Origin of the sequence: Anaerococcus nagyae (assembly GCF_017874535.1) — a bacterium.
Lineage (GTDB): Bacteria > Bacillota > Clostridia > Tissierellales > Peptoniphilaceae > Anaerococcus > Anaerococcus nagyae.
In genome coordinates, this window is sequence record NZ_JAGGLS010000001.1 from 407,266 (window position 1) to 432,869 (window position 25,604).

Annotated in this window: 23 protein-coding genes; 1 reads left to right on the top strand and 22 read right to left on the bottom strand. The window is 31.6% G+C overall.

From position 1 onward, the window contains the following. Positions 1-533 precede the first annotated feature (533 nt). The 10 genes from J2Z39_RS01965 to J2Z39_RS02010 all read right to left on the bottom strand — a co-directional run bounded on the left by J2Z39_RS01965 (position 534) and on the right by J2Z39_RS02010 (position 11,096). Entirely contained in the window at positions 534-2,000 is a 1,467-nt protein-coding gene (locus J2Z39_RS01965; RefSeq protein ID WP_209813516.1) for an alanine/glycine:cation symporter family protein, read from the bottom strand. A gap of 9 nt (positions 2,001-2,009) precedes the next feature. Next, positions 2,010-2,939, bottom strand: a complete 930-nt coding sequence (gene glsA, locus J2Z39_RS01970) for a glutaminase A (RefSeq protein ID WP_209813518.1) — start codon at positions 2,937-2,939, stop codon at positions 2,010-2,012. A gap of 241 nt (positions 2,940-3,180) precedes the next feature. Beyond that, positions 3,181-4,329 carry a 2-hydroxyacyl-CoA dehydratase subunit D gene (locus J2Z39_RS01975; RefSeq protein ID WP_209813520.1) on the bottom strand — a complete coding sequence of 383 codons (1,149 nt, stop codon included), beginning with the start codon at positions 4,327-4,329 and terminating at the stop codon, positions 3,181-3,183. A gap of 25 nt (positions 4,330-4,354) precedes the next feature. Beyond that, entirely contained in the window at positions 4,355-5,731 is a 1,377-nt protein-coding gene (locus J2Z39_RS01980; RefSeq protein ID WP_117520500.1) for a 2-hydroxyacyl-CoA dehydratase subunit D, read from the bottom strand. A 9-nt stretch (positions 5,732-5,740) separates the two neighbouring features. After that, positions 5,741-6,562, bottom strand: coding sequence for an acyl-CoA dehydratase activase (locus J2Z39_RS01985; RefSeq protein ID WP_209813522.1), 822 nt, complete (start codon positions 6,560-6,562; stop codon positions 5,741-5,743). A gap of 144 nt (positions 6,563-6,706) precedes the next feature. Then, positions 6,707-8,449 (bottom strand): acyl-CoA carboxylase subunit beta, encoded by a 1,743-nt coding sequence (locus J2Z39_RS01990; RefSeq protein WP_117520504.1) that lies wholly within the window; start codon positions 8,447-8,449, stop codon positions 6,707-6,709. Between the two features lie 15 nt (positions 8,450-8,464). Continuing rightward, a complete protein-coding gene (gene gctB / locus J2Z39_RS01995; RefSeq protein ID WP_117520505.1) occupies positions 8,465-9,259 on the bottom strand; it encodes a glutaconate CoA-transferase subunit B in 795 nt (264 codons plus the stop codon). Continuing rightward, a complete protein-coding gene (gene gctA, locus J2Z39_RS02000) occupies positions 9,252-10,256 on the bottom strand; it encodes a glutaconate CoA-transferase subunit A (protein ID WP_117520508.1) in 1,005 nt (334 codons plus the stop codon). The genes gctB and gctA overlap by 8 nt, the downstream gene beginning before the upstream one ends. Positions 10,257-10,303: 47 nt before the next feature. After that, on the bottom strand, positions 10,304-10,462 hold the full coding sequence (locus J2Z39_RS02005) for a hypothetical protein (protein ID WP_181965104.1): 159 nt from the start codon (positions 10,460-10,462) through the stop codon (positions 10,304-10,306). Between the two features lie 43 nt (positions 10,463-10,505). After that, positions 10,506-11,096 (bottom strand): leucine-rich repeat domain-containing protein, encoded by a 591-nt coding sequence (locus tag J2Z39_RS02010; protein WP_117520510.1) that lies wholly within the window; start codon positions 11,094-11,096, stop codon positions 10,506-10,508. 450 nt (positions 11,097-11,546) lie between these two features. Here J2Z39_RS02010 and J2Z39_RS02015 point away from each other — a divergent pair, with 450 nt between their 5' ends. Next, positions 11,547-12,812, top strand: a complete 1,266-nt coding sequence (locus tag J2Z39_RS02015; protein ID WP_117520512.1) for a Glu/Leu/Phe/Val family dehydrogenase — start codon at positions 11,547-11,549, stop codon at positions 12,810-12,812. A 446-nt stretch (positions 12,813-13,258) separates the two neighbouring features. Here J2Z39_RS02015 and J2Z39_RS02020 read toward each other — a convergent pair whose 3' ends face one another. The 12 genes from J2Z39_RS02020 to gltS all read right to left on the bottom strand — a co-directional run bounded on the left by J2Z39_RS02020 (position 13,259) and on the right by gltS (position 25,260). Then, complete coding sequence (locus tag J2Z39_RS02020; RefSeq protein WP_117520513.1) at positions 13,259-14,203, bottom strand: NAD(P)-dependent oxidoreductase; 945 nt, start codon at positions 14,201-14,203, stop codon at positions 13,259-13,261. A gap of 116 nt (positions 14,204-14,319) precedes the next feature. Continuing rightward, positions 14,320-15,111 carry a nitrilase-related carbon-nitrogen hydrolase gene (locus J2Z39_RS02025; RefSeq protein ID WP_209813524.1) on the bottom strand — a complete coding sequence of 264 codons (792 nt, stop codon included), beginning with the start codon at positions 15,109-15,111 and terminating at the stop codon, positions 14,320-14,322. 191 nt (positions 15,112-15,302) lie between these two features. Beyond that, positions 15,303-16,100, bottom strand: coding sequence for a putative hydro-lyase (locus J2Z39_RS02030; RefSeq protein WP_117520517.1), 798 nt, complete (start codon positions 16,098-16,100; stop codon positions 15,303-15,305). Continuing rightward, positions 16,097-17,041 carry a 5-oxoprolinase subunit C family protein gene (locus J2Z39_RS02035; RefSeq protein ID WP_209813525.1) on the bottom strand — a complete coding sequence of 315 codons (945 nt, stop codon included), beginning with the start codon at positions 17,039-17,041 and terminating at the stop codon, positions 16,097-16,099. Before J2Z39_RS02035 ends, J2Z39_RS02030 begins: the two co-directional genes overlap by 4 nt. Beyond that, entirely contained in the window at positions 17,034-17,780 is a 747-nt protein-coding gene (gene pxpB / locus J2Z39_RS02040; protein WP_181965105.1) for a 5-oxoprolinase subunit PxpB, read from the bottom strand. The genes J2Z39_RS02035 and pxpB overlap by 8 nt, the downstream gene beginning before the upstream one ends. A 13-nt stretch (positions 17,781-17,793) precedes the next feature. Next, positions 17,794-19,074 (bottom strand): NRAMP family divalent metal transporter, encoded by a 1,281-nt coding sequence (locus J2Z39_RS02045; protein ID WP_209813526.1) that lies wholly within the window; start codon positions 19,072-19,074, stop codon positions 17,794-17,796. Between the two features lies 1 nt (position 19,075). Beyond that, the gene (locus J2Z39_RS02050; RefSeq protein ID WP_117520525.1) at positions 19,076-19,852 is read right to left on the bottom strand and encodes a LamB/YcsF family protein; all 777 of its coding nucleotides are present in this window, start codon (positions 19,850-19,852) and stop codon (positions 19,076-19,078) included. A 473-nt stretch (positions 19,853-20,325) separates the two neighbouring features. Continuing rightward, the gene (locus J2Z39_RS02055) at positions 20,326-21,573 is read right to left on the bottom strand and encodes a sodium/glutamate symporter (protein ID WP_209813527.1); all 1,248 of its coding nucleotides are present in this window, start codon (positions 21,571-21,573) and stop codon (positions 20,326-20,328) included. Positions 21,574-21,620: 47 nt separating this feature from the next. After that, on the bottom strand, positions 21,621-22,820 hold the full coding sequence (locus J2Z39_RS02060) for a sodium ion-translocating decarboxylase subunit beta (protein ID WP_425353061.1): 1,200 nt from the start codon (positions 22,818-22,820) through the stop codon (positions 21,621-21,623). A 6-nt stretch (positions 22,821-22,826) separates the two neighbouring features. Continuing rightward, a complete protein-coding gene (locus tag J2Z39_RS02065) occupies positions 22,827-23,216 on the bottom strand; it encodes a biotin/lipoyl-containing protein (protein ID WP_117520531.1) in 390 nt (129 codons plus the stop codon). Positions 23,217-23,254: 38 nt separating this feature from the next. Beyond that, the gene (locus tag J2Z39_RS02070) at positions 23,255-23,593 is read right to left on the bottom strand and encodes an OadG family protein (RefSeq protein WP_117520533.1); all 339 of its coding nucleotides are present in this window, start codon (positions 23,591-23,593) and stop codon (positions 23,255-23,257) included. A gap of 437 nt (positions 23,594-24,030) precedes the next feature. Continuing rightward, positions 24,031-25,260: a sodium/glutamate symporter gene (gltS, locus tag J2Z39_RS02075; RefSeq protein WP_245325653.1), complete on the bottom strand. Its 1,230-nt coding sequence runs from the start codon at positions 25,258-25,260 to the stop codon at positions 24,031-24,033. Between the last annotated feature and the right edge of the window lie 344 nt (positions 25,261-25,604).

Genomic DNA, 25,604 nt, shown 5'->3' on the forward strand with positions numbered 1-25,604 from the left:
TAGTCCTTTACTAAATTTACACTCTTCTTATTTAACTATCCTTATATTTATTTCTTATTTAACTATCCTTATATTTATTTTATTAAAGATCTATAAGCTTAATTGAATTTAAAATATGTATATATTTTTGTATAAGCCTATAAAAGATAACTTCCATACTACCTCCTTAATAACTTGTTAAATTATTTACCCATTGCATCCAAGTAATTCACTTTTCTTTGTGAAAAATAAAATCAAAAGTATAATTATATTGCATGACAATTATCGTTAACACTACAATTTTAATAATTGGAATGTATAGGCCTTTTGGCCTATTTACATATATTATAATTTATTTTAAATCTCGAGCAACACCTTAAAGAATCTTTCTTTAGTTATTCAAAGTTTATAATAAATTAATTATGATTTTAAGCTAAAAAACTATCAGATAAATTCTGATAGTTTTTTAGCTTTTTATTTTCTTTGTTATAAAATTTATACATGAAGGTATAATCTACATTAAGCTTAATCTTAAAAATTTCATTACATTTACCTTACTCATCCCAGGCAGTAACTTCATTTATATATGGATCAAGTTCTCTTATATTTTTTGGATTAAAGACTGGATCCTTACCTTCATTCAACTGTTTCATATAATCATCATATACAGATACTGATATTTTACCTAGGAATATAAGAACTATAAGATTTATTACCGCCATAATTCCCATGAAAACATCTCCTAAATTCCATACTACAGAAAAATCTCCTACACAACCTAAAATTATAGCTATTAAAACTAAAATTCTATAAATCCTTAGTGCATTTCTACCCAAATTTAAGTTTAGTACATTGTTTTCACCATAATAGTAATTACCTATTATAGAGGAAAAAGCAAACATTAGTATACAAAATGATAAGAAATAATTTGCCCAGTTACCCACTTCATTAGCTAGTGCTGCTTGAGTTATTTCTAGTCCTTGAAGACTAGAATTATAAATTCCTTCACCACCTAATATGACTACAAAAGCTGTAGCAGAGCATACTAAGATAGTATCAAGATATACACCTAGTGCTTGAATAAGACCCTGTTTTGCTGGGTGAGATACATCTGCTACTGCAGAAGCATTTGGAACGGCACCCATACCAGCTTCATTTGAAAATAAACCACGTCTTATACCATTTAGTATAGCTGTTCCGAAAAGTCCTCCAAAACCTGCCTTTAGATTAAAAGCACTTTCAAATATTACACCAAACATATGAGGAACTAACTTAATATTTTTAATAATAATAAATAAAACAACAAGTATATAGGCAATAGCCATAACTGGTACAATTAAGCTTGTTACATCCGCTATTCTTTGTAAGCCACCAAAAATAATTATTCCAGCAAGAATTATAAGAATTAATGCAATAATTTTCTTATTTACACCGAATGAAGAATTAAATCCAGCTGCAATAGTATTTGCTTGCATAGCATTGAAATTTATACCATAGACTATAGATATTACAACTGAAAACACAATTGCAAGTTTAGGCTTATTTAATGCTTTTCTTATATAATACGCAGGACCACCCTTAAAAGTTCCATCAGGATTTTTTTCTTTAAAAACTTGACCTAAAGTATTTTCTACAAAAGATGAAGCACCTCCAATTAAAGCTGTAATCCACATCCAAAAAACTGCTCCAGGACCTCCAGTGGATATAGCAGCTGCAACACCAACAATATTTCCAGTACCAATATGACTTGCTGCCGAAATTGTAAAAGCCTTAAATGGCGATATAGAATCTTTATTCTTAGCAGGTGCAGTTATAAGTTTATTAGCATGGCCAATATTAGTAATCTGACCTGCTCTAATCTTAACTGTATAATATATACCAATTGCAAGTAGCAAGGGAATTAATATATATGTATATATGGTATCACTGAACAAACCAGTAGTCATATTAAAGGCTTCTTCACGTAAGCCTTGACTTTTTAAATTACCTATTTCGCTAATAGTTTGAGATATATTTATCATAAAAGCTCCTTATAAAAAAATATTTAAATCTAATTCATTTGAAAGAATTTTCAAAAGATTCGTACCCCTAACACTGTTTCCACTCTCATCAAGTCTTGGAGAATAAACACATATTCCATATTTTCCAGGAACAACTCCAAGTATGGCTCCACTTACTCCACTTTTTGAAGGTATGCCAACTTCTAATAAATATTGACCGCTTTTTTCATACATTCCACAGCTAGCCATTTGAGAAATAACTGTTTTTACAATTTCTTTTGAAATTATTTCCTCTGATTGATCAATACTTACTCCTCCATTAGCAAGTATTGCACCAATATGTGCTAACTGACTAGAATTTAGGCCTATTGAACAATTTCTTATGTATAAATCCAAGATCTTTTCTGCATCATCAGTGAAAATTTCTTTGCTCTTTAAATAATAAGCTATAGCTCTATTTATGTCTGTCGTCTGCATTTCTGAAAGATATACTTCTTCAATGAGTCTAATATCATTACTATTTGCCAACTTCCTAACCATATTTATAGTTCTATCAAATTTATCAAGGATATCATCGCCTTTTATAAGTGAAGAAGTTGTAATAGCCCCTGCGTTAATAAATGGATTTGATGGTTTATCATCTATAGGTATAACGGAGTTAAACTTATACTTAGATGCTTCAGTTCCAATTTTTTTAAATACGGTATCTGCATCATTATCTTTTAATGCCATAATCAAGGATATAACTTTCGAAATTGATTGCATAGAAAAAACAGTATCTGTATCACCAAATTCATATAACCCTCCATCTACACTGACTATAGAAAGCGCAAAGTTTTCTGGGTTCACATTAGCAAGTTCTGGTATATAAGTAGCCACTTTTCCCTTGCCAATGTAGATTTCGCTTTTTTTAATAGATCTGTCTATTATTTCCAATATTTCTTGATTTTCTTTATACATATTTCACCTCCTTACCATAGAATATTATATCATATATGTGATAACGTTCCCATAGTTTTTTGAATATTTTTTATAATTTATTATTAAAAATACTGTCATTAAAATCAATATTTTAATATATTTTAAGATTATATCAATATATAAAACCATACTAAAAAACTGACTACTATGATTTCATAGCAGTCAGTTTCTTCTCTTAACTTATTAATTTATATATTTTCTTTTTAAGAATTTTTAATTATTAAAATCTGTTTAATTCAACTAAATCAGATAAAGTTTCTAATTGAGTTCTAACTTGCGCAAAGTCTGACATTGTTTGATCATATCCCATTTTAATTAATGGAATACCAGCTTTATCATATGCCTTTTTAAGTGATGGATATTCCATTTCCTCAGTATCATTGAATGTCATCATGAAAAGTATACAAGCATCTGCATCTCTTTCTAATGCTTGATTTAAAACGTATTTTGGTCTTTTTGTTATATCTGGGTCATAAAGAAGTGGATCTTCATCCATTCTTGCAAATTGATCAGCTAAAGCTACATATGGGTCTTCAATATTTGTATCTACATCTACTTTAAAACCTCTTGACTCAGCTGCTACGTCATCATCTACAACGTTTACTTCATACTCATCAAGAACCTCTAGTAAACCATCATTATCAGTTATCACACCACTTGTTACTACTCTTGGACCATCCCATTCTTCTTTTTCCATATTTTTTAATTGATTAACCAAATCTTCTAATAATTCATTATATTCTTCTTTTAGCATTAAGAATGAACTCTTTAAAACATTTGATCTATCTTTAGTAGAAATAGTTTGTCTATGGTCTCCTGCAAGTTTAGTAAACTCTCTCTTTAGTTCTCTATTTTTATTATAAATTTCGAAAGTTTCTTTAAATTTGCTCTCATCAATTTCATCAATGCCAAGTGCTGCTTTTAGTTCATCAGCGGCTCTTCTAAACATCTTTGCATTGTATGTAATACCAAATTTTTCTTTTCTATGTTGGCCGTGATTAATAAATACCATTGGTATTTTATCTCCTACAGCAACTTTATAGTTTTGAGATAATGGTCTAAGTGTATCATCTAAAGTTGTTACCATTGTTGCAGATAAACCATCTAAAGAACCGTCTAATGCCATTTCCATACATCTCATGGCTAAAGAGTAGTAGAATGTTGGGAAGTATTGCTTAGCAAGATCTATTGATCCTTCTCCACCCCAAATACCTATTGGAACTGCTCCTGCTGCATGAATGATTTCTTCAGGAGCGTAGTAAGGGAAAACCCCTACTACTTGTTTACCTTCTGCTAGATAATTATCAATTTGCTCACGTTGGTTATGAGCAATATGATCAAATTTTTCTAATAGTTGATTTATTTCCATTTTATTTTATTCTCCTGTTTTGAAATTATTGAGCTTGTTTGTTCTTATCATCTGAAGTCTTGTTTAATTTTTTTTCTAATTCAGAGATTTCTGTATTGTCATGGTTAGTATATTGGTCTTCACCTTTAGAAAGTCTTTCATCACGTCTTTCATTCATGATTTCTATAAGACCTTGAACACGTGTTTTATATTGTTCTTCTGAGAAGTTTCTTGAATCCGCTTGATCTCCATCGAAGTTTACTACTGGAATATCTAGAGAATCTCTCCATTGTCTCTCCATTTCTGGCATAGCTCCTGACCATGGTTTGCATGATCTATTGTAGTTAACTAAAGCGCCATCTATACCATTATCACGAGCCATATTAGCTCTCCATTCAACTCCATCTTCTATACATACAGAACATGGAGCCTTAGAATAAGCTGCTGCCATTTCACGTATTCCATCATATTGGAATCCAAATGCTGGAGCATATACTACTGCAGCTACGTTTACGCCCGCTTCTTCTAATGGTTCAAATAATTTACGCAATCCTGGCCAACATGGAATTCCTTCAAATAGAATTCTATGTTCTTCTGGTTTAGTCCATGTAGATGTACCTTCTTTAATTGATTGTTCATATTCTTCAGCTAATAGTTCAAATCCTCTAGCAGCTCTTTCATCAACTCTTGCTGTTACAATATCAGCCATGTGATTAAATAGATCAAATCCACTTAATGGTGATGGTTTATAAGCCATGTAGTTACATGCTTTAAGCCAAGCAGCTGCAGTTCTATTTGCTGTATCACAAGCTTTATCAAACTTTTCTTGGTCAAATTTCTTGCCTGTGATTTCTTCTAATTGGTCTATAGCATATTCAAATTGTCCTACCATGTAGTCAATTTTTTCTTCTGAAACATCCCCTGTATTTTGGAATGGAAAATCTACCATTACCATTGGAATATCGTGGATTCTAGCTATATTTTCATACCATTTAGTCATCATATTACAAATGTTGTTACAGCATAGTACTAAGTCTGGCATAGGCATTTTTCTAGAATCTGAAGGTTCTCCTGCAGCATAAGCTAAAGAAATTCTAGCATAACCGCAGATATCGTTATCATATCCCATATCTTCGGCTTTTTTACAAAGTCTTAGACCATCTTTTTTGGCAGCTGTTGTTGCAGCATGGTTTTCAGGATATACACAGTGGATTCCAAAAGCTTTTGCAATCTCAATTGGGAATTTAGAAGAAGTCCATGCAATTAATTCTCCTCTTTCTTTTGCTTCCCACGCATCATTATAAATATTATCTACTAAGTCAGATAAAACTTTTTTCGCTGGTGGATTACCATCTATTGGACGAGGTTTTCCACTTGCTTTCGGTTTTGTATTTTCAGTTTTTGTAGTTTGTTTAGTTTCCATTATAACCTCCTACTTATTAGCATTCATAGCCATTTCTCTTTTTTTTGTATTCTCTAATTTTTGATAAGCTAAGAGAGCAGCACCTAAAGCTCCTACTACTTGGGAGTACTCAGATGTTTTTATTTCATGGCCTATATTTTCTTCTAGAGCTCTTTTCATTCCATCATTTAAAGCTACTCCACCAGTGAATACTACATCATCTTTAATGCCAACTCTTTTCGCAAGAGCGCCTACACGGCTTGCTATTGCATTATGAATTCCTTTTACTATATTGGGTTTATTGGTTCCTTTAGAAAGTTGACTTATTACTTCTGATTCTGCAAATACTGTACATGTAGAAGAAATCTCTACAGCCTGATCTGCCTGAGCATCTAATTTTTCCAAATCTTCAAGATCTACCTCAAGCCTATCTGCTATAACATCTAAGAACTTACCAGTTCCAGCAGCACACTTATCATTCATTACAAAGTTATCTAGGATTCCATTATCTCCTATAGAAAGAGCCTTAGAATCTTGACCACCGATATCAATAATTGTCTTTACACTTGGGAATAAAAAATATGCTCCCTTAGCATGACATGTTAATTCTGACATTTGATAGTCAGCTAATTCGAAAGTTTTTCTACCATAGCCTGTAGCCATAATAAATCCCATATCGTCACTGGTTAAATCTGTATCTTTAAAAACTTCTTCCATTACTCTCTTTGGTCCAGAAGTTCCTGCACCAACTCCTATTACAGCTGTAGATACAATATCTTTACCATTTTTCAAAATAACTGCTTTAGTAGCAGTAGATCCTACATCTACACCTAGGGTATATAAATCGTCCATAAAATCACTCTTCCTTATATATATTAGTCTCGAAAACTCGAGTATTTTAACATTTCTATCAGTATCATCATACTCATTTGAAAAGCTAATTCAATTGAATTAGCTTTTTAAAATTTATGAATGTTAAATTATTATAATTAAAAATTATCCTTTAATTATTCTAGGAAGTATCATTTGATGAACTGGACAAATTTCTTGTTTATTTTGGTAGCTGGATTCTGTAAATGCAACCATATAATTTCTCATAGCATTTAAGTTTACAACTTCATCTACCATACCAGTTATAGCTGTATACATTGGTTTTGATTTTTCTTTATAATCTTGTATCAACGCATTCATTTTTTCAATAGTATCATCTAAGCTTTTGCCTGCTTTATTATCTTTAACAAGCCTTCTTGAATACATTGCTATAGATGCAGTTTCACCATTCATTACATTTATTTCAGTAGCTGCAGTACCTAATGAGAAGGCATTTGTATCATTACCTTGAGGTCCACCTAGTACATAGTGAGCTGCTGCAGTACCTTTTCTAAGAGTAATCTCCATTTGTGGTATATTAGAATTTTGTATAGAATAAATCAATGATTGTCCAAGTCCTAATAATTCAGCTTTCTCAGCCTCATCACCTACGTCTATTCCTGTAGTATCTTGAATCCAAATTATAGGCAATTTATCTCTTGCACATAAGGTTACAAATTCATTTAATTTTATAAGACCTTGTCTATATAATTTTCCACCTACTCCGACACTACCACTAGCTTTATATTCTGGATAGTTCATAAGTAAGCCTTGAGCATTAGCTATTATTGCTGTAGGTAAGCCATTAACTTTTGCTATTCCTGTAATCATTTCAGGACCATAACCTTTTTTAAATTCTTCGAACTCTGATCCATCTATTAATCTAGCTATTACTTGATACATATCATATGGCTTTTTAGTATTCATTGGTAATATACTGTATATATCATCAGCTGAGAATAATGGATCTTTTGGATCATCTACTCTAAAGAAGTCTAAATCATAGGCAGGTAGCATATCTACAAATTTTCTTATGCCGTGTAATACACCTTGTTCATTTGAGTAAACTTCTCTCATAAATCCTGTTTCAGCAAAGTGAATACCAACTGATCCTGGAGGAGCTGTAACACCGGCAGATTCAGTAGATTTGATTATATCTTGAGCACCCTCTTCGTCTATATAACCTTTTGGATTCATACCACCAACTATACCAGCACCACCTACTGCCATATTAGCATCTTTATGAGCTACTATAACTGTTGGAGAAATTGAGTGATAGCCACCACCAGCAGGGTTTGTTCCCCAAATCCCTACTATTACTGGTATACCTAATTGGTTAAGTTCAGAGTTTCTGTAGAAAGGTGTACCACCACCACGTCTATTTGCATAAACTTTTTCTTGTTCATCAAGTTTTACACCTGAACAGTTAAGTACATATACCAAAGGAATATTAAGTCTTTTAGCTGTATCACTTGCCCTTACTAAGTTTTCCGCTTGACCAGCTACCCATGCACCAGCAAGTTTTTTATTATCAGATCCAACTATCAAACACCATTTACCAGCTACTTTTCCTAGACCCTTTACGATGCCAGTTGATCCATTCTTATTTCCTTCTGGATTGAATAATGAGTTTAATGGAACAAAAGTTTTGTCATCTACCAATTCGTGAATTCTTTGTAGAACTGTCCATTCTCCTCTTTCGTTAACTTTCTCATCTGGCTTACCAGCAGCCTGTACTTCTTTTATAGCATCTCTTATTTCGTTCTCAACGGCAGTTAGTAAATCACAATTTTCACTATCTATTGAATCAATTTCTGATCCAATAGTTTTCATATTTTGAAAATAAGGATGTAATGTATAATTTCCCATAAATTATCCCTTCTATCAGTCCTTAGGAACTTTGATGAACGCTTGAGTTGGGTCGATCTCTTCTCTTATAAGTTTAATAATTTCTGGACTTGGAGCCTCTAAAGCAACAGCTTTGTCTGTATCAATTTCAAATCCAGTATTTTCTACAATTTCTTCAATTGAAGAAGTTGGATAGTATCCAGCTAGATACATTCTTTTAGTTTCTTCATCAAACTTTAAGATCCCCTTGTCTGTAACGACCATCTTAGGTCCTCTATTTCCTGGAAGACCAGCTCTTTCACGTCCACCAGGACCATCCATATAACCTGGTGATGTTACATAGTCTACTTGTTCAATAAATCTTCTTTTTTCGTGTTGCATCATTATTACAGTATCTACATATGTAGCTATACCATTTGCTCCACCTGAACCTGTAAATCTAGTTTTTGGATTATTGTAATCACCTATAACTGTTGAGTTTACGTTTCCATAAGGATCTATTTGAGCTCCACCTATGAATGCTATCATTCTATTTTCATCATGTAACCATTCGTTTGTTTCAAAACCAATAAATCTATAGTTTGGCCATTGAACAGCACAATGAGCCATTAATCTAATATCACCTACAGAAGTTGGTACTTCAATTGGTTTACAATCCATAAGACCTGATTCCACAATTATTTTACAATTTGGTGCAAATACAGTTTTTGCAACTGACGCTCCTATTAATGGAAGACCTGTTCCTACTATAACTATTTGTCCATCTTCAATTTGTTGAGCTATAGTTATAGCTTGCATCTCTCTTATAGTGTAATTTTCATAATTACTCATTATCGCTATCCTCTCCCTTTTCTTCGTTATCTGCTTGTTTCTTTAACACATCTGTAGCATATCCATAGCCTTGAACTGCCATAATATTTAGCAATGTTTCTAGGCCTATTTTTTCTAGATATTCACTATGATCTTTGAAATTATATATATATTCTTGAACAAAAGCTTTAAATCCTTCTTCTGTTTTTGAAACTTGTTCATACATTCTTAAGAAGTTAGCATCATAATCGTAATAACCATAACATTGTGAAGGATGAGCTCCTTTTGGTACATGAACTACAGCATCTACGCACATACCTGGGATTGTATTTTTAGTAGGATCACGTCTTATATCTTCATTGCTCATAAGTTCTTCACATGTTACTATTGTTTTCTTAGCAGCTATAGCTATATCTACATCATGGAATTCATCACCAATAATTCTTGTTGTTCCATCAGGTGAGCAAACTTGAGCGTGAATTATAGCAGTATCGATTTGAGGAACTGGAACTGCTACAACTTTATCGTCACCAGAAAATGGGTCAGTTACATAGAAGAACTTATCATTTGGTAATTTATCTATTTTTTCTCTTTCTTCTTTAGAAATACCCCATTTATCAACCAAGTCTGTTCCTTGCATAAGTTTTACAGGAAGATATGGTAATCCTAAAGATGCAGCGTGAAGTCTAAGCATTTCCACATCTTGAGAATAATCTTCCATTAAAAGAGTTCCATTTTCAGCTTTAGCCCTAAATCTTCTTAATACATTAGAAAATCCTGAGTTTGCTGTATAACAGTTTATATAAGCTTTTACTCTATCTTCTCCTATAAGAAGGTCCCAATCACCGCCAGCAGGTCCACCTTCTCCTATAAAATCTTTTTGTCCTTGTCTTAAAATTTCATGTATAGCAGCATATGGTCTTCTATTTGTTGTAAAGCCGCCAAGACATAGAGTATCTCCATCCTCTACATAACGTTTAACAGCATCATGAAGGCTAGTTACCTTAGTATTTTTCATTTATAATCCTTTCATTATTAAATTATGTAATTTAAAAAATATAAACTTTATTTGTTATCATTTCCAAATTCTGGAGTTTTTGGAATATCAAAATCATCAATTGTGACTTTTTCAGGTATTGGATCTTCATACTCAACTATAACATCATAGTCTTTATTACTATTTTTTACATGGATTGAGTATTCTTCCTTTATTGTCTTACTCAATATATACCTCTTTCTTAAAAATTATTTTTATATAAAACTTAAGTTAATTTTTTATAACTTCAGTGTTTTCTTCAAATGCTCTATGATCAATTTCACATCCAGTAGGAATCTCTACTTGATTGATGTTGTTATTGTGAAAAGCAAATTCGTTTATTTCTTTAACAGTATCAGGAATTTCTACCTCTTTAAGGTTATTATCATAAAAAGCAGAAACATCTATCTTTTCAACTTTTTCATTCCAAGTAATACTTTCTATATTATTTAAAGAAAAAGCATACTTATTAATAACAGTAACATCTTTTGGAATCTTTACAGAAGAAAGTTTATTTCTATAAAATGCAAAAGCTCCAATTTCTTTTACACTCTCTGGAATATTTATCTCTTCTATTTCATTTTGACCAAATGCCTCAAATCCAATTTCTTCTACTGTATCCGGTATTTCTACTGAAGTAAAAAATCTTCTAAAGAAAGCTTTTTCCCCGATTTTTTTTATAGCTTGTCCTTCAGGATTTGTAGTTGGGATGGGCATTGATTTTATCTTCTCTTCTTTAATTTTATCTTTACCTTTTCTTGTAAGAGCTACGATAGTATCACCATCAAATACAAAATCATCATATTCAAACTGATTACTCATTAATTCCTCCTTCATTTCATACAATGACTATTAAAAGTATATCATAAGTTTAAAACTAATGAAAGTATTTTCTCAAACAAATTTTTTTTATAAAAAAGGTATAAGCCTTATTTTTACATAATAAAGTAAAATGAAATTTTTTATCTTATTTTTTCAAGAAATCATTTTCTAAAGGTAAGTAAATATAATTTTATATTAAACTTTATTATGCAAAATTATATTAATATTTAATATTTATTAACTTTTTTATTTATATTTTTGATTACAAAAACTCATATAATCCACAAATTTAAAGAGTTTAAATTTTTATAAAGCTAATGATTTCTAATACATATAACAGTATATAATTTTTATGATTTTATTAACAATTTACTATTGAAAAATGAAAACGTATACGTTATAATATTACCGTAAACATTATTACAATAATTAGTCGTTAGGAGGAAAATAATGACAGAAACATTAAACCCATTAGAGTCAGCCCAACAAAAAGTAAAAAAAGCTTGCGATAAGCTTGGTGCTGATCCTGCAGTATATGAAATTTTAAAAGAACCTGAAAGAGTAATTGAAATCTCTATTCCAGTAAAAATGGATGATGGTTCAGTTAAAGTATTTAAAGGATGGCGTTCAGCTCACTCAACAGCAGTAGGTCCATCAAAAGGTGGATGTAGATTCCATCCAAATGTAAACCTAGATGAAGTTAAAGCTTTGTCACTTTGGATGACTTTTAAAGGCGGAGCTCTTGGTTTACCATACGGTGGTGGTAAAGGTGGAGTTGCTGTAGATCCTAGCGAATTATCTGAAAGAGAACTTGAACAAGTAGCTAGAGGTTATGTAAGAGGACTTTATAAATACCTAGGTGATAGAATTGATATTCCTGCTCCAGATGTTAATACAAACGGACAAATCATGAGCTGGATGGTTGATGAATATGTTAAATTAAACGGAGATAGATTCGACATTGGTACATTTACTGGTAAACCAGTTGATTTCTCTGGATCTCAAGGACGTAACGAAGCTACAGGATTTGGTGTAGCAGTAGTAGTAAGAGAAGCTGCTAAAAGATATGGTCTTGACATCAATACGGCAAAAATAGCTGTTCAAGGTTTTGGTAACGTAGGAAGCTATACAGTTAAAAATATCGAAAGACAAGGCGGAAAAGTTAACGCTATAGCTGAATGGGACAAAAAAGAAGGAAACTACGCTTTATACAACGAAGAAGGATTCGACTTTAAAGATCTATTAGCTTATAAAGAAGAAAACCACACACTAATCGGATATCCAAATGCAGAAAAAATTTCTGAAAAAGATTTCTGGGAAGGTGAATGGGATATCTTAGTTCCAGCTGCTCTTGAAAATGTAATTACAAAAGATGTAGCTGAAAAATTAAATGTTAAATTAGTTTGTGAAGCTGCTAATGGTCCTACAACTCCAGAAGCTGATAAAGTTCTTGAAGAAAGAAATATTCCACTAACTCCAGATATCTTAACAAACTCTGGCGGAGTTTTAGTATCTTACTATGAATGGGTACAAAACCAATATGGATATTATTGGGATGAAGCTGAAGTAGAAGAAAAACAAGAAGCTGATATGATGAAAGCTATAGAAGGTGTATTCGCAGTTTGTGATGAATATGATGTAATTCCAAGAGACGGCGTTTATATGTATGCTATCCAATCAATCGAAAAAGCTATGAAATTAAGAGGTTGGTACTAATTTTAAATTAGTGCTATATACTAATTAATAATTAAGTAAATTAAATGTGCATAGAGTAATAATTACTCTATGCACTATTTTTATTATCTTATATACTAATTATTTAAGCTAACAAATATTTACTAAAATATTTATTAATCTTTTTTATTCAAATTAATTACTTTACTTATTCTACTTTTAACTAGGACTATTTATACAGCTAGTACTTATGAATAAATACATCTTATATTTGATAGCAATATTCTAATCTATAAATATTTTGTTCGTTAAATTTCAATTATTATTTTAATAAAAATTAATCCTTATATCAATTGCTAATTCAAGTACTCATTAATTAAGTCTTAAAGTAAGATTTCATAAGTTATATATTTTATAGTGAGTTAGTAAATTTTCCAACATAAAAAGTTGCTATAACTTTTTATAGCAACTTTCAATGTTAATCTTAATTATAAATCAAAGTGTTTTTTGATATTTCCAAGTACAACATCACCTATATCATCTTGAGAATCTTTTGTAGATCCACCTATATGTGGAGTGATATAGAATCTATCACAATCAAACAACTTGCTTTCTACATGAGTATCTGTAGAATCAAGTCCACCTGCACCAAGTTCATTTGAAATAGTATCAAAGTTTGCACCGCCTATAACTTTATTTTCTAATGCATCATACAGAGCATCTTCATTTACTATTCCACCTCTAGCAGCATTGATGATTATAGCATCATCTTTCATTTTTTCTAGTTCTTCTTTACCTATCATATCTTTTGTATCAGGTGTTAGAGGGATGTGTAAAGTAATAATATCAGATTTTTCTAATATTTCATCAAGGTCTGTTAGTTTTGTGTAGTCTTCTTTAATATCAGCTTCTGTGAGGAATGGATCTCTTGCAAGTACATCCATATGGAATACATTTGCTATTTCTCCAACTCTTCTACCTATAGCTCCGTAACCTATTATTCCAATAGTTTTATTTCTAAGTTCTCTACCTTCCCATCTGTACTTATTCCAGATTCCTTCATTTTTAATCTCATTTTGAGCTTGTACTGTATTTCTATAAAGATCAAGTATTTTTGCTATTACAAGTTCTGCTACAGCGTTTGCATTAAGTCCTGGTGAGTTATATATTTCTATACCTTTTTCTTTAGCATAATCTTTATCAATATGATTTGTTCCTGTTGAACCTACAAAGATTGCTTTTAGGTTCTCTCCTGCATCCATGATATCTTTATCTATAAATGGATCAACTCTCATTATTAGCATATCATATGATGGAATAAGCTCCATTAGTTTTTCTTTACTAGGAAGCATTTCCTTGTCATATTCGATTCCCAAATCTTTCAATCCATTGTCAATTTTATCTGACATATAATCAATTATTAAGGCTTTCATTTAAAATTTTCTCCTTTATTTTATGTGATGTGATAACATTTTCATATACTATTATAACACAGGCTATTTTTTTATCAACATCTATTTTTTATAGTTTTTTCGATTTTTGTTTTACTTTAATTATATAAATTCCTATATAGGTCTTCTCTTCTATCATTTAAAATTCTAAATGTTTCTTTGTAATCTTTTGTATCATTTATATCTATACTTGCTGTCTTGATAGGACCTTCACTACTTGTCTCTATTATATATCTTCCCATTGGATCAACTATCTGAGAATGGCCTCCAAAATATCCTTCAGAGGCTCTTCCAATAGAATTTACACCAACCACAAATATTTGGTTTTCAATAGCTCTTGCTCTAACTAAGCTATCATAGTTAATCATCCAATCTTCATGCCAAGCTGCTGGATTAAACAATACTTCTACACCATCTAAAGCATAAGAGGTAACCCATGAAGCAAATTCTATATCATAACAGATTACAACTCCACACTTTATACCATCTACATCAAAGATAAGTCTATCATTCCCGGCCTTTACTATTTCCTTTTCTCCAGAACTTGAATATAAATGTGTTTTATCATAATGACCTATAAGCTTACCAAACTTATCAAATACATAAGAAGTATTGTAAATGCTACCATCTCTTTTATCTAAAACGGATCCACCAATTATATAGATGTTTAATTCTTTAGAAAGCTTTGATAATAGTTGCTTAGTATTTTTCCCATTATTATCTGCATATTTTATTGCTTGACTATCTATTTCAGCCGTATTAAATATTTCTGGTAATACTATAACATCAGGATTTTCTTTTCCTGCTTTTTTTATTAAATCTTCTGTCAAATTAAAATTATAAGTTGCATTTAATCTAAGCAGTTCTGGTTCTATTAAGGATATTTTCATTAATCATTGCCTTTCAAATAAAAAGAAATTACCACACGATAAATAAACCATATTTATTAATTCTTGCTATAAGAGTACTCGCAAGTAAAAATAAAAAATAAGTTTTTAAGAGCTAACTTAATAGTATTATGACTTATAAGTTAGCTCTAATAAAACGATAATTGTTTATAATTTTGTAACAATCTCTCTAATTAAAATACTGATACATACGCATCTTTTTTATCTAATATAAGCATATGACCAGGTGCATGAGTAATCATAATTTCTGGTTTTGAGGCCATAGCTACAGCTTGTGGAGTTACTCCGCAAGCCCAAAATACCGGAACTTCACCTTCTTTAAAATCACTTCTTTCGCCAAAATCTGGATTATCAATATCTTTGATACCAATCACCTCAGGATTTCCTATATGGATTGGTGCTCCATGAGTAGCTGGGAATCTTGCAGTTACTGTGCTAGCTCTTACTACATCCTCATATGGTATAGGTCTCATAGAAACTACCATATTACCATGAAAAGATCCCGCACTTTCACATTCAATATTTGTAATATACATAGGAACATTATGTTCGTCTTCTATATGCCTTACAGGAATACCTGCTTCAATCATAGCCTTTTCAAATGAGAATGAACATCCTATTACAAATGTCACAAAGTCATCTTGCCAAACATTTTTAAGATCAGTTACTTCTTCTTTGAATTCACCATTTTCATAGATTCTGTATTTTGGTATATCTGTTTTTATATCTGCTCCATCAGCCATAATCTTAGTTAATGATGAGCCTTCATCTAATACTTCAAGTATTGGACATGGTTTTGGATTTCTTTGGGCAAAAAGTAAAAAATCATAAGCATATTTTTTAGGCAAAATAGCCAAATTTGCTTGTAAATAACCTTCACTCATTCCTGATGTAGGCATATTTACTTCGCCTATTCTAATTAATCCTCTAACTTCCTTAGGACTCATGTTTGCAAGTTCACTTAATTTCATGCATTTAGCTCCTTAGCGATATTTTCAAAAGTTTCATAATAGTCACGAGCAATTTTATTTGCCTCTTCTGGGCTTACTTCTGTGAATATTATCTTATCTTTATAATTAAGGTTTCCTAATTTATGAATATCAGCTGTGATCACAGTGCCAACTTTTGTATATCCACCAGTTGTTTGTCTATCTACAAATAAAATGATTGGTTGTCCATTTGAAGGAACTTGTATTGACCCTAGAGCTGTACCATCAGATATTATATCTGCTGATTCTTTATGCTCAATTTTATTTCCTGAAAGCCTTATACCCATACGGTCAAAATCTTTTGTTACTGTGTATCCACCTGAGTTAAAGAAATCAAATATTCCTTTATCTGTAAAAGCATCATCTTGTGGACCTCTTACTACTCTTAATTCACTAAATTTAGAATATTGATTTATATATTTTGCTGCAAGCTTTCTTTCTTTTGTACCTTCTGATACTTTTACATCAAAGCTATCATCTGTCATTAGCTTGCGTCCTTTATAGCCACCTATAGCAGTCTTTAGATTTGTAGATTTTGATCCATTAACTACTGGAACATCAATCTCTCCACCAAAAGCTATATAGCCTCTGAAGCCATTTTTAGCAGCAGTTAAGTTTAATTCATCACCTTCTTTTACTAAATAAGATCTATAATTTTCTATAGGTTCTCCATTTATATTTGGAGAAAAATCTGCTCCTGTAAGGGCAATTAGCATTGGTTCATTAAATTTAAAACTTGAACCTAAAAATGCCATTTCGATTACAGCATCATCTTTATCATTTCCTACAAGTAGATTAGCTATTCTAGCATTATAATCGTCTGCAAATCCTGAAACATTGATACCTATTTCTTGATAACCGTATCTTCCACTATCTTGTATAGTGGACAACATACCACCATTTATAACTTCAACATTAGCCACGGAGTTCCCCCCTCTTAACTTCTTTTATATTTACCTTATAAGTTCCAGCATTAACCTCTTCTAAAATCTTATTATATGTTTGCTCATCAACTGAAACATATCTAATATAATCACCTGCATTTATAAATACTGGCGATTCTGGATTAGATGGATCATAAAGTTTTACTGGTGTTCTGCCTATTAGTTGCCATCCTCCTGGTGATTCTAGTGGATACATACCTGTTTGTGTGCCTGCTATACCAACTGACCCTGGTACTATTTTAAGTCTTGGAGATGAAAGTCTTGGAGTTGCTATTCTCTCATCTAGACCACCTAAATAGGTAAATCCTGGCAAGAACCCCATCATATATACCAAATAATCTACACCTGCATGTATTTTTATAACTTCATCTTCAGAAAGTCCTGCATTTTCTGCTACATTAGATATATCAGGCCCGTATTCTCCTCCATAAAGAGTTGGGATCTCTATTAATCTAACATTCCCATCTGAAAGATTGGTATCTGCTATTTCTATAGAATCTAATTTTTCTACAAGTTCATCAAAAGTAAAAACTCTAGGATCATAGTTGATTAATATTGATCTATAAGTTGGTAAAATATCAACAATACCATTTAGTTTTTCATCCTTAAGATAATTTACTACCTGAGATATACTTGCATTAATTTCTTTACTAATTTCATTACCAAATTCCATTACAAGAGCACTATCTCCTGATGGTAAATATTTTATATTTTCCATTATATATTTTCCTTTATATTCCTACGCTTACCATTTCAATCAAAGTTTTTATACTCATAATACCAGTAAATATAACAACTAAAATGCCAAGAACATACAATAGTTTTGAGTGTTTGTATTCTCCTATAATATCTTTCTTTCTAGTTGCTGCTAACATTACAGCAAGTGTAATAGGTAAAATAAATCCATTTAATGTACCTACTACTACAAGTAATTTTTGTGGCTTACCTATAATAATAAATACTATTGTTGAAATTACTAAAAATAGGTTAGTAATCAAGGATTCTTTTTTAGCAACAGTTGTAGATAAAGTTTTAAGGAATGATACAGATGTATATGCTGCACCTACTATAGGAGTAAGTGATGCTAGGAAGAATAAAAGTCCAAACACCTTATATCCGACATTTCCTGCTCCAACTCTAAAAGCTGTTGCTGCAATATCTTGAGGGTCGATTTGATCACGAGCTATTCTTATAGCACCTAATATAGCTAAGAATAATAATACCCTCATAATAAATGCTACAACTATACCTAAAATAGCTGATTTATTAACTTCATCAAGATTCTCTTCTCCTGTTATACCAGCATCAACTAATCTATGTCCACCTGAAAAGATGATATATCCACCTACTGTACCACCAATTAAAGTAATAATTGCAGGGAATAATTCAGTCATTGATTTTTCTGGGACTATCATAGATCCAAACGCTTCTCCAACTGGAGGCTTTGTCTTTATAGCAACATATGTTATAAGTATTATCATTACGATACCAAAGTATTTTGATGTTTGATCCAAAATACTTTTAGCTTTTGGATTAGAGAATATTAGAATTCCTATAATACCACCTATAGCAGCACCTATCCTTGGATCTAGTCCAAATAAAATATTTAAACCAATACCTGCACCACCTACATTACCAATATTAAAGGCAAGTCCACCTATAGCAACTAAAGCAGCAATGAAATATCCTAAGCCAGGTAAAACTTTATTAGCTATATCTTGACCTCTCATACCTGATACAGATATAACTCTCCAGACATTTAGTTGAGCAATTAGGGATATAAGTACGGCAGATAATATTACAAAAGCAAAAGACTTATCTAAGTCAAATGTAAATTTACCTGTCTGTGCTATAAATCCTGGTCCACATGATGATGCAGCCATTAAAAAAGCTGCACCAATGAGGACTGAAGGATTACTCTTACTTTTTACAGATTTAACTGTAGACTCGTCTTTAGGCTCGTATACAGCTTTATCATTAGTAGTATTTGTATTTTTATTGTTTTTTGTCATCTTATTTTCCTAAAAATTCGTCCAAAGAAGTAACTTTAATCCCTTCTTCTATTAGACCTTCCTTTAAAATTCTAACAAACTCTAAAGCTTCTGGATTATCTCCATGCACACAGATAGAATCAGCTGCTATGTCTATCTCCTTACCATCAGCTGTAGTAACTTTTCCTTCCTTTATCATTTTTATTACACGTGGTAGAGCTTCTTTAGGATCTTTTACAAAAGCCCCTGGAAGCTTTCTATTTACCAAAGTTCCATCTTCATTATATCCTCTATCAGCAAATACTTCTTGGGCTACTCTTAGTCCACGTTTTTTACCTTCTTTAGCTATGTATGATCCTGATAATACCATTAATATTAGATCTTTGTTATACTCTTCAACCGCATCCAAAATAGCATTAGCTAATTTTTCATCATTGCAAGCAGTATTATAAAATGCTCCATGTAATTTTACGTGTTGTAATGTTGTTCCATGAGCTTTTGCAAATGCTTCTAAAGCACCTACTTGATATAAGAAATATCCACGAGCTTCTTCTGGACTAACATCCATCTTTCTTCTACCAAATCCCATTAAATCAGGATATCCTGGGTGAGCACCAATTCTTACACCTTTTTGTTGAGCTAACTCACAAGTTTTATCCATAATAAGTGGATCACCTGCATGATAACCACAAGCTAAATTAATACTTGTAACATACTTTATAATTTCTTCATCTAATCCTATTTTATATGAACCAAATGATTCCCCTATGTCACTGTTTAAATCAACATAATATTCCATTATATCTCTCCTTTACTATTCTAATGTCATTCTTAATCATTGTAGCACAAAATCGATTTCATGTAAATTATAAACCTCACTATTTTTATATTACAAAATATATACAGTGAACGCAATTAATTAACAATAAATAATAAGAATTTTTAACTATAAAAACAATATCTAAATAAAAAATCACTGAGGATGAATTTTATCAAAATTCATCCTCAGTGAGATAAGTATATGTCACTAAAAATACAGGGAATACAGTTTCAAGTTGTAAAATATTTATATTCAATAAGGTATTTACTAATATATATTATATTCTAAATCAACTTATACATTACTGCTATATATTAAAAACTAAAACAACCTTTTTCTTTTGCTTACTTCACTACTATATTTCTATAGTATAACGAAAACTAATCTAATCGAAAAAGGTTATTAACATAATTTTATACTTAGTGAATGTATTCTATTATGATAAATATTATTTATCTTAATAAAGAGCCTAAGACTGACAACAATATAGGATTAAATATATCATCTATAATTACAGCAAACGAAGGATAAAACACCCAAGCTAAATTATGATATCCATACTCTTGCATAACAGCCTTTACATTAGCTACAGCATTTGGACCTGATCCACAGCCCCAGCCACAGTTACCTGCTGCCATAACAGCTGCTCCATAATCTGATCCGAAAGCTTTAAATGAAATAGTTAAAGTAAATACTGCAATTAAAATCGCTTGCAATAATAGTATAACTACTAAGGATGAAGCTTGAGAAGCTATAGCTGTTATGTCAATTGTCATTAATACCAAAGCTAAATATAATTCTAAAAACATATCCTGAATTGCATTAACTTCTGGAATATAAAGCTCACTTCCACTTTTATCTTTTATATACCTAGCTATAACGCCTGCAAATAAACATCCAATAAATTTAGGCATTTGTATAAGGGGTATCAAATCAAGTAAATATTTTACTGGTATTCCTAGGGCAGCAATTAATAACATCATTGCAAAAGATCTAATCATCTTTGTGTTGTCAATTACAGCAACAATATTTTTCTTAGCTGTTTCTGGCTTATCATTAGGATCAGATTTTAAATTATGTTTTCTGATTAAATATGCAGCTACAGGGCCGCCCACTAATGATCCCATGATATTTCCCATAGTACCTGCTGCTACACCAAATTCTGTTACATTATTTGGTGCTCCCATAGATTTAAAAATAGGACCAAAAGCTGCTGCTGTTCCTACGCCACCACTCATACTTGCAGATGAAGCCTGTAAACCCAAATAAGGATTGAGACCTAATACTTTAGCAGCTCCCAAACCTAATAAGTCTTGTAATAATATCAGTAAACAGGAAACCCAGGTCACTCTTAATACAAGCTTACTTCCAGCACTTTTCATAAGTTCTGTGGAAAAACTATAACCTACAGCCAAGAAAAATAAGTTCTGAGCCAAATCTTTAGTTACTTCTGCATCAAAAGTAAGGTCTATAATTCCCACAGTTTTGATTAATGATATTATAAGCGAAAATATAATGCCAGAGACCACAGGAGCAGGTATAGCGTATTTTTGTAAAGCTTTTGATTTACTTACCAAAAACCTACCAAGAAATATAACTATAGCAGCAAGTCCAAGTGTAGTAAGATACTCAAACTTAAATGAAGTGATTTCCCCTGGATTTTTACTTAATTCACCAAAATAAGATAAAAATTTATCCATAATCCTCCTTTGTTATAAAATACAAACGCCTAAATTGTTGTCTATTATTATCCAAATAATGTGAGTAACACACCTGCTGCTACTGCAGATCCTATAACACCTGATACGTTTGGACCCATAGCATTCATTAATAGGAAATTGTTTGGATCAGCTTCTTGCCCTACCACATTGGAGACTCTGGCAGCCATAGGTACAGCTGATACTCCAGCAGAACCTATCAATGGATTAATCTTATTTTCATCTTTTAAAAATAAGTTCATAAGCTTAGCCATAAGTACACCTGTTGCCGTACCTACAGCAAAGGCAAATAAACCTAATAGCAATATTTTAAGAGTTGCAACATTTAAGAACTGGTCAGCTGAAGCTGAAGCTCCTACTGATAAACCTAATAATATAGTGATTATATTCATTAGTTCATTTTGAGCTGTCTTTGATAAACGTTCAACTACTAGGGATTCTTTCATTAAATTACCAAACATAAGCATACCAATTAAAGGAGCTGCATCTGGTAAAGTAAGAGATACTAATAAAGTTACTAGTATTGGGAATATTATCTTTTCTTTCTTAGATACCTTTCTCATTTGAGGCATCTTAATTACACGCTCATTTTTAGTTGTCAAAGCCTTCATTATAGGAGGTTGTATAATCGGAACAAGCGCCATATATGAATAAGCTGCTACAGCAACTTGTCCTAACATATGAGGAGCAAGTTGTCCTGTTAGATAAATCGATGTTGGACCATCTGCTCCACCTATAATAGCAATAGAAGAGGCCTCTTGACCATTAAAGCCTAGTAATATAGCCCCCATAAAGGTAAAGAATATACCAAATTGAGCTGCTGCACCTAAAATTAATGATTTAGGGTCTGCTATTAATGGACCAAAGTCTGTCATAGCTCCAACACCCATAAATATTAAAGGTGGAAATATACCTAATTCATCACCCTTAAAGAAATAGCCCAGTAATCCGCCAGGTTGCTGTAACTCATTGACTACAGATATCACTCCACTAGCTTTATCCGAATCAATTATTGTAAGCTTGTCTACGCCTGCTTCCATTAAACCAGCCAGTGGTAAATTTGTTAAAAGCATACCAAATCCAATTGGCAATAACAATAACGGTTCAAATCCCTTATCTATAGCTAAATAAATTAAAACAACTGATATAACTAACATCAATACTGCTTGCCAAGTAAGTGCAGCAAAGCCAGTAGAAGATAAGAAATTCCCTAATACGTGTGACATTATTTTCTCCTAAGCGATATCTACAAGTGGATCCCCTGTATTTACATTATCCCCACTAGCTACATGTATTTTGTTAACTACTCCGTCATTAGGAGCTTTTATATCATTTTCCATTTTCATAGCTTCAAGTACTAATAGTACATCACCTTTAGATACTGATTCACCTTCACTAACATTTATTTTATTTATTGTTCCTGGTAGCGGTGAAGTAACAGATGAAGCTGATGCTGCCGCAGGTGCTGCTTGCTTTTCTGTTTCATTTGATGTTGATGCTGCTGGTTGAGTATTGCTAGCAGGTTGATAAACTACAGTTGGTCTTTTTTGAGATTCAAGAAAATCATCTTCTTCTACTTCAACCTCGTAAGTCTTTCCATTAACTGTAACATTTAATTTTTTCATAAATTCCTCCATAATTATATTATGATTTATACTATATATTAATTTTCTTTAATATGTATCTTTACTGAATCGCTTCCCAAGGCTTGACAAACTGCTGCAGTAATTACTGCTACAACTTCATCTTCATCCTCTACTTCTACTTTTTTTACAGTTTTTTTTGCTGGACTTGTTTTAGAAGTTTCTTTTACATTATTAGTTTCCTTCTTATCTCCAACAGCTTTACCCATAAGTTTTATTACTAATATTAATATTACTAATACCGCAAAAACTGTTCCCATAGAAAGTAGAGTTGTTTGGCCTGCTCCCTGCATTTTTTGCGCAGTAGTCAATGTATTGATATCGTTTGCTAATGCATCTAAAATTTGATTTGAATTCACTTATTCCTCCTTTCTAAATTCTAATAGTTTCTGATACAATAATTCTACAATTCTCAAAATATAAGATTATCATATCCTAGATTATATAATACCAAATTTTAATATTCTTTTAAAGAGATAACTAGGATATCGTATTTATATATAAACAAAAATCATATTTTTAACTAAAACTCTTGATTTTTAAATATAAAATTTATAGAACAATAATTTGTATAATATCACACAATATTTCTAACTTAATAATTTAAATAGATACTAATTAACTTAACAAAAAAGCAAAAAAGTGATACCACTACTAATCTATAGTATCACCTTTTTTACTTAAACATTAGTCTCAAATAACCAAGCGGGAAAGGTAAGTTATAGCATAATCTTAAACCCGTAACCTATTTATAATTTTATAAGATATCTTGGTATATTACTAACATCAAAAATTATTAAAATGTAATCTGTGCAAATACAGTTATCATTAATACATTAATAATATCTATTGCAAATGCTCCTACCATCGGCAAGATAAAGTATGCTTTTGGAGCAGGACCATATTTTTCTGTAATGGCATCCATATTAGCCAAAGCATTGTATGTAGCCCCCATGCCAAATCCACACATACCTCCAGCTAGAACAGCTGCATCATAGTCGCTACCCATAACTTTATATGTTATAAAGTAAGCAAATATAGCCATAAATATAGTTTGTGCAAATAGAATTATTAACATTGGACCAGCTACTGCTTTTAGTTGTGTTAAGTCAAGTGTTATAAGGGCTATTGATAAGAAAATATTAAGTCCCATAGCTCCACATATATCATTAGCTCTTTGATTTATTTCCCAACCATCTTTTTTACCAATTGTGTTTACATATATAGCCGCAAAAATCATAGCTGCTACATACTCTGGTAAGTTAAGAGGTGTTCCTACTATTGATACATTGTCATATAAAAATTGTTTTAATATAGCACCTAATCCAACTGAAATAAATATTAAAGCAAAAACTTTTAAAAAGTCATCTACTACTAGTGGATGGTCTTTTTCAATTATTGCTTCTTCTTCACTATCTGGTTCAACAAGTAATTCTGGATTTGGTTTTAAGTTATGTCTTTTGATTCTAGCAGAACCAATTGGTCCACCTATTAATGAACCCATAATTACACCAAATGTAGCTGCAGCTAATGCAACGACTTCTCCAGCTGGTAATCCCATAGCTTCTAATTCTGGACCCCAAGCCCCTGCTGTACCATGTCCACCAACCATAGTAATAGATCCACAAACAAGACCTAGCAATGAGTTTTGACCGATAAGTTTAGCAAGCCCCATTCCAATAATATTTTGGAAAGCTACAAGCACTACAGATAAAATAAGGAATATTACAAATCCTTTTCCACCTTTTTTTAGTGTTTCCAGGTTTGCTCCTATACCTATTGATGCAAAGAAAACCATCATAAATGGATCTTTTAATGTCGTATCCATTTCAAAAGTTGCTATACCAGATGATTTTAGGATAAGATGAATTATAGCAAATAAAAATCCTCCAATTACTGGTGCTGGTATACAAAATCTATCGAAGAAGTTAACATTCTTCCTTAAGAATTTCCCCACATAAAGCATCACGATAGCTATTGCAGTCGTTTGCATCATATTAGTAGAAATAGTGTGAATACCGTCCATATTGCCTCCTTAAATATGTATTCCGAGTGATATACTCCACATTACAGCCGATATATGTTAAATGATTAACGGCAATTATAATATATCAAAATGTTTTCCTGCTGTCAATAGTTTTATTCTTTATTTTATTAAATACCTAGAAAATTTTATTAAATATCTGATTAAATATATAAAAAAATCACCACTTATCCCAAATTAAGAGTGTACTGCCCCCCCAAAAGTTGGACTAAAAAACCAACTTAAGGAGGTCAGTTTTTAGTACCATAAATAGTGTAAGAAAGAAATTATTTCTATCTTGCACTATTTTTGTATAATTAAGAAGTAGTATGACGAGTCAGTTTTAG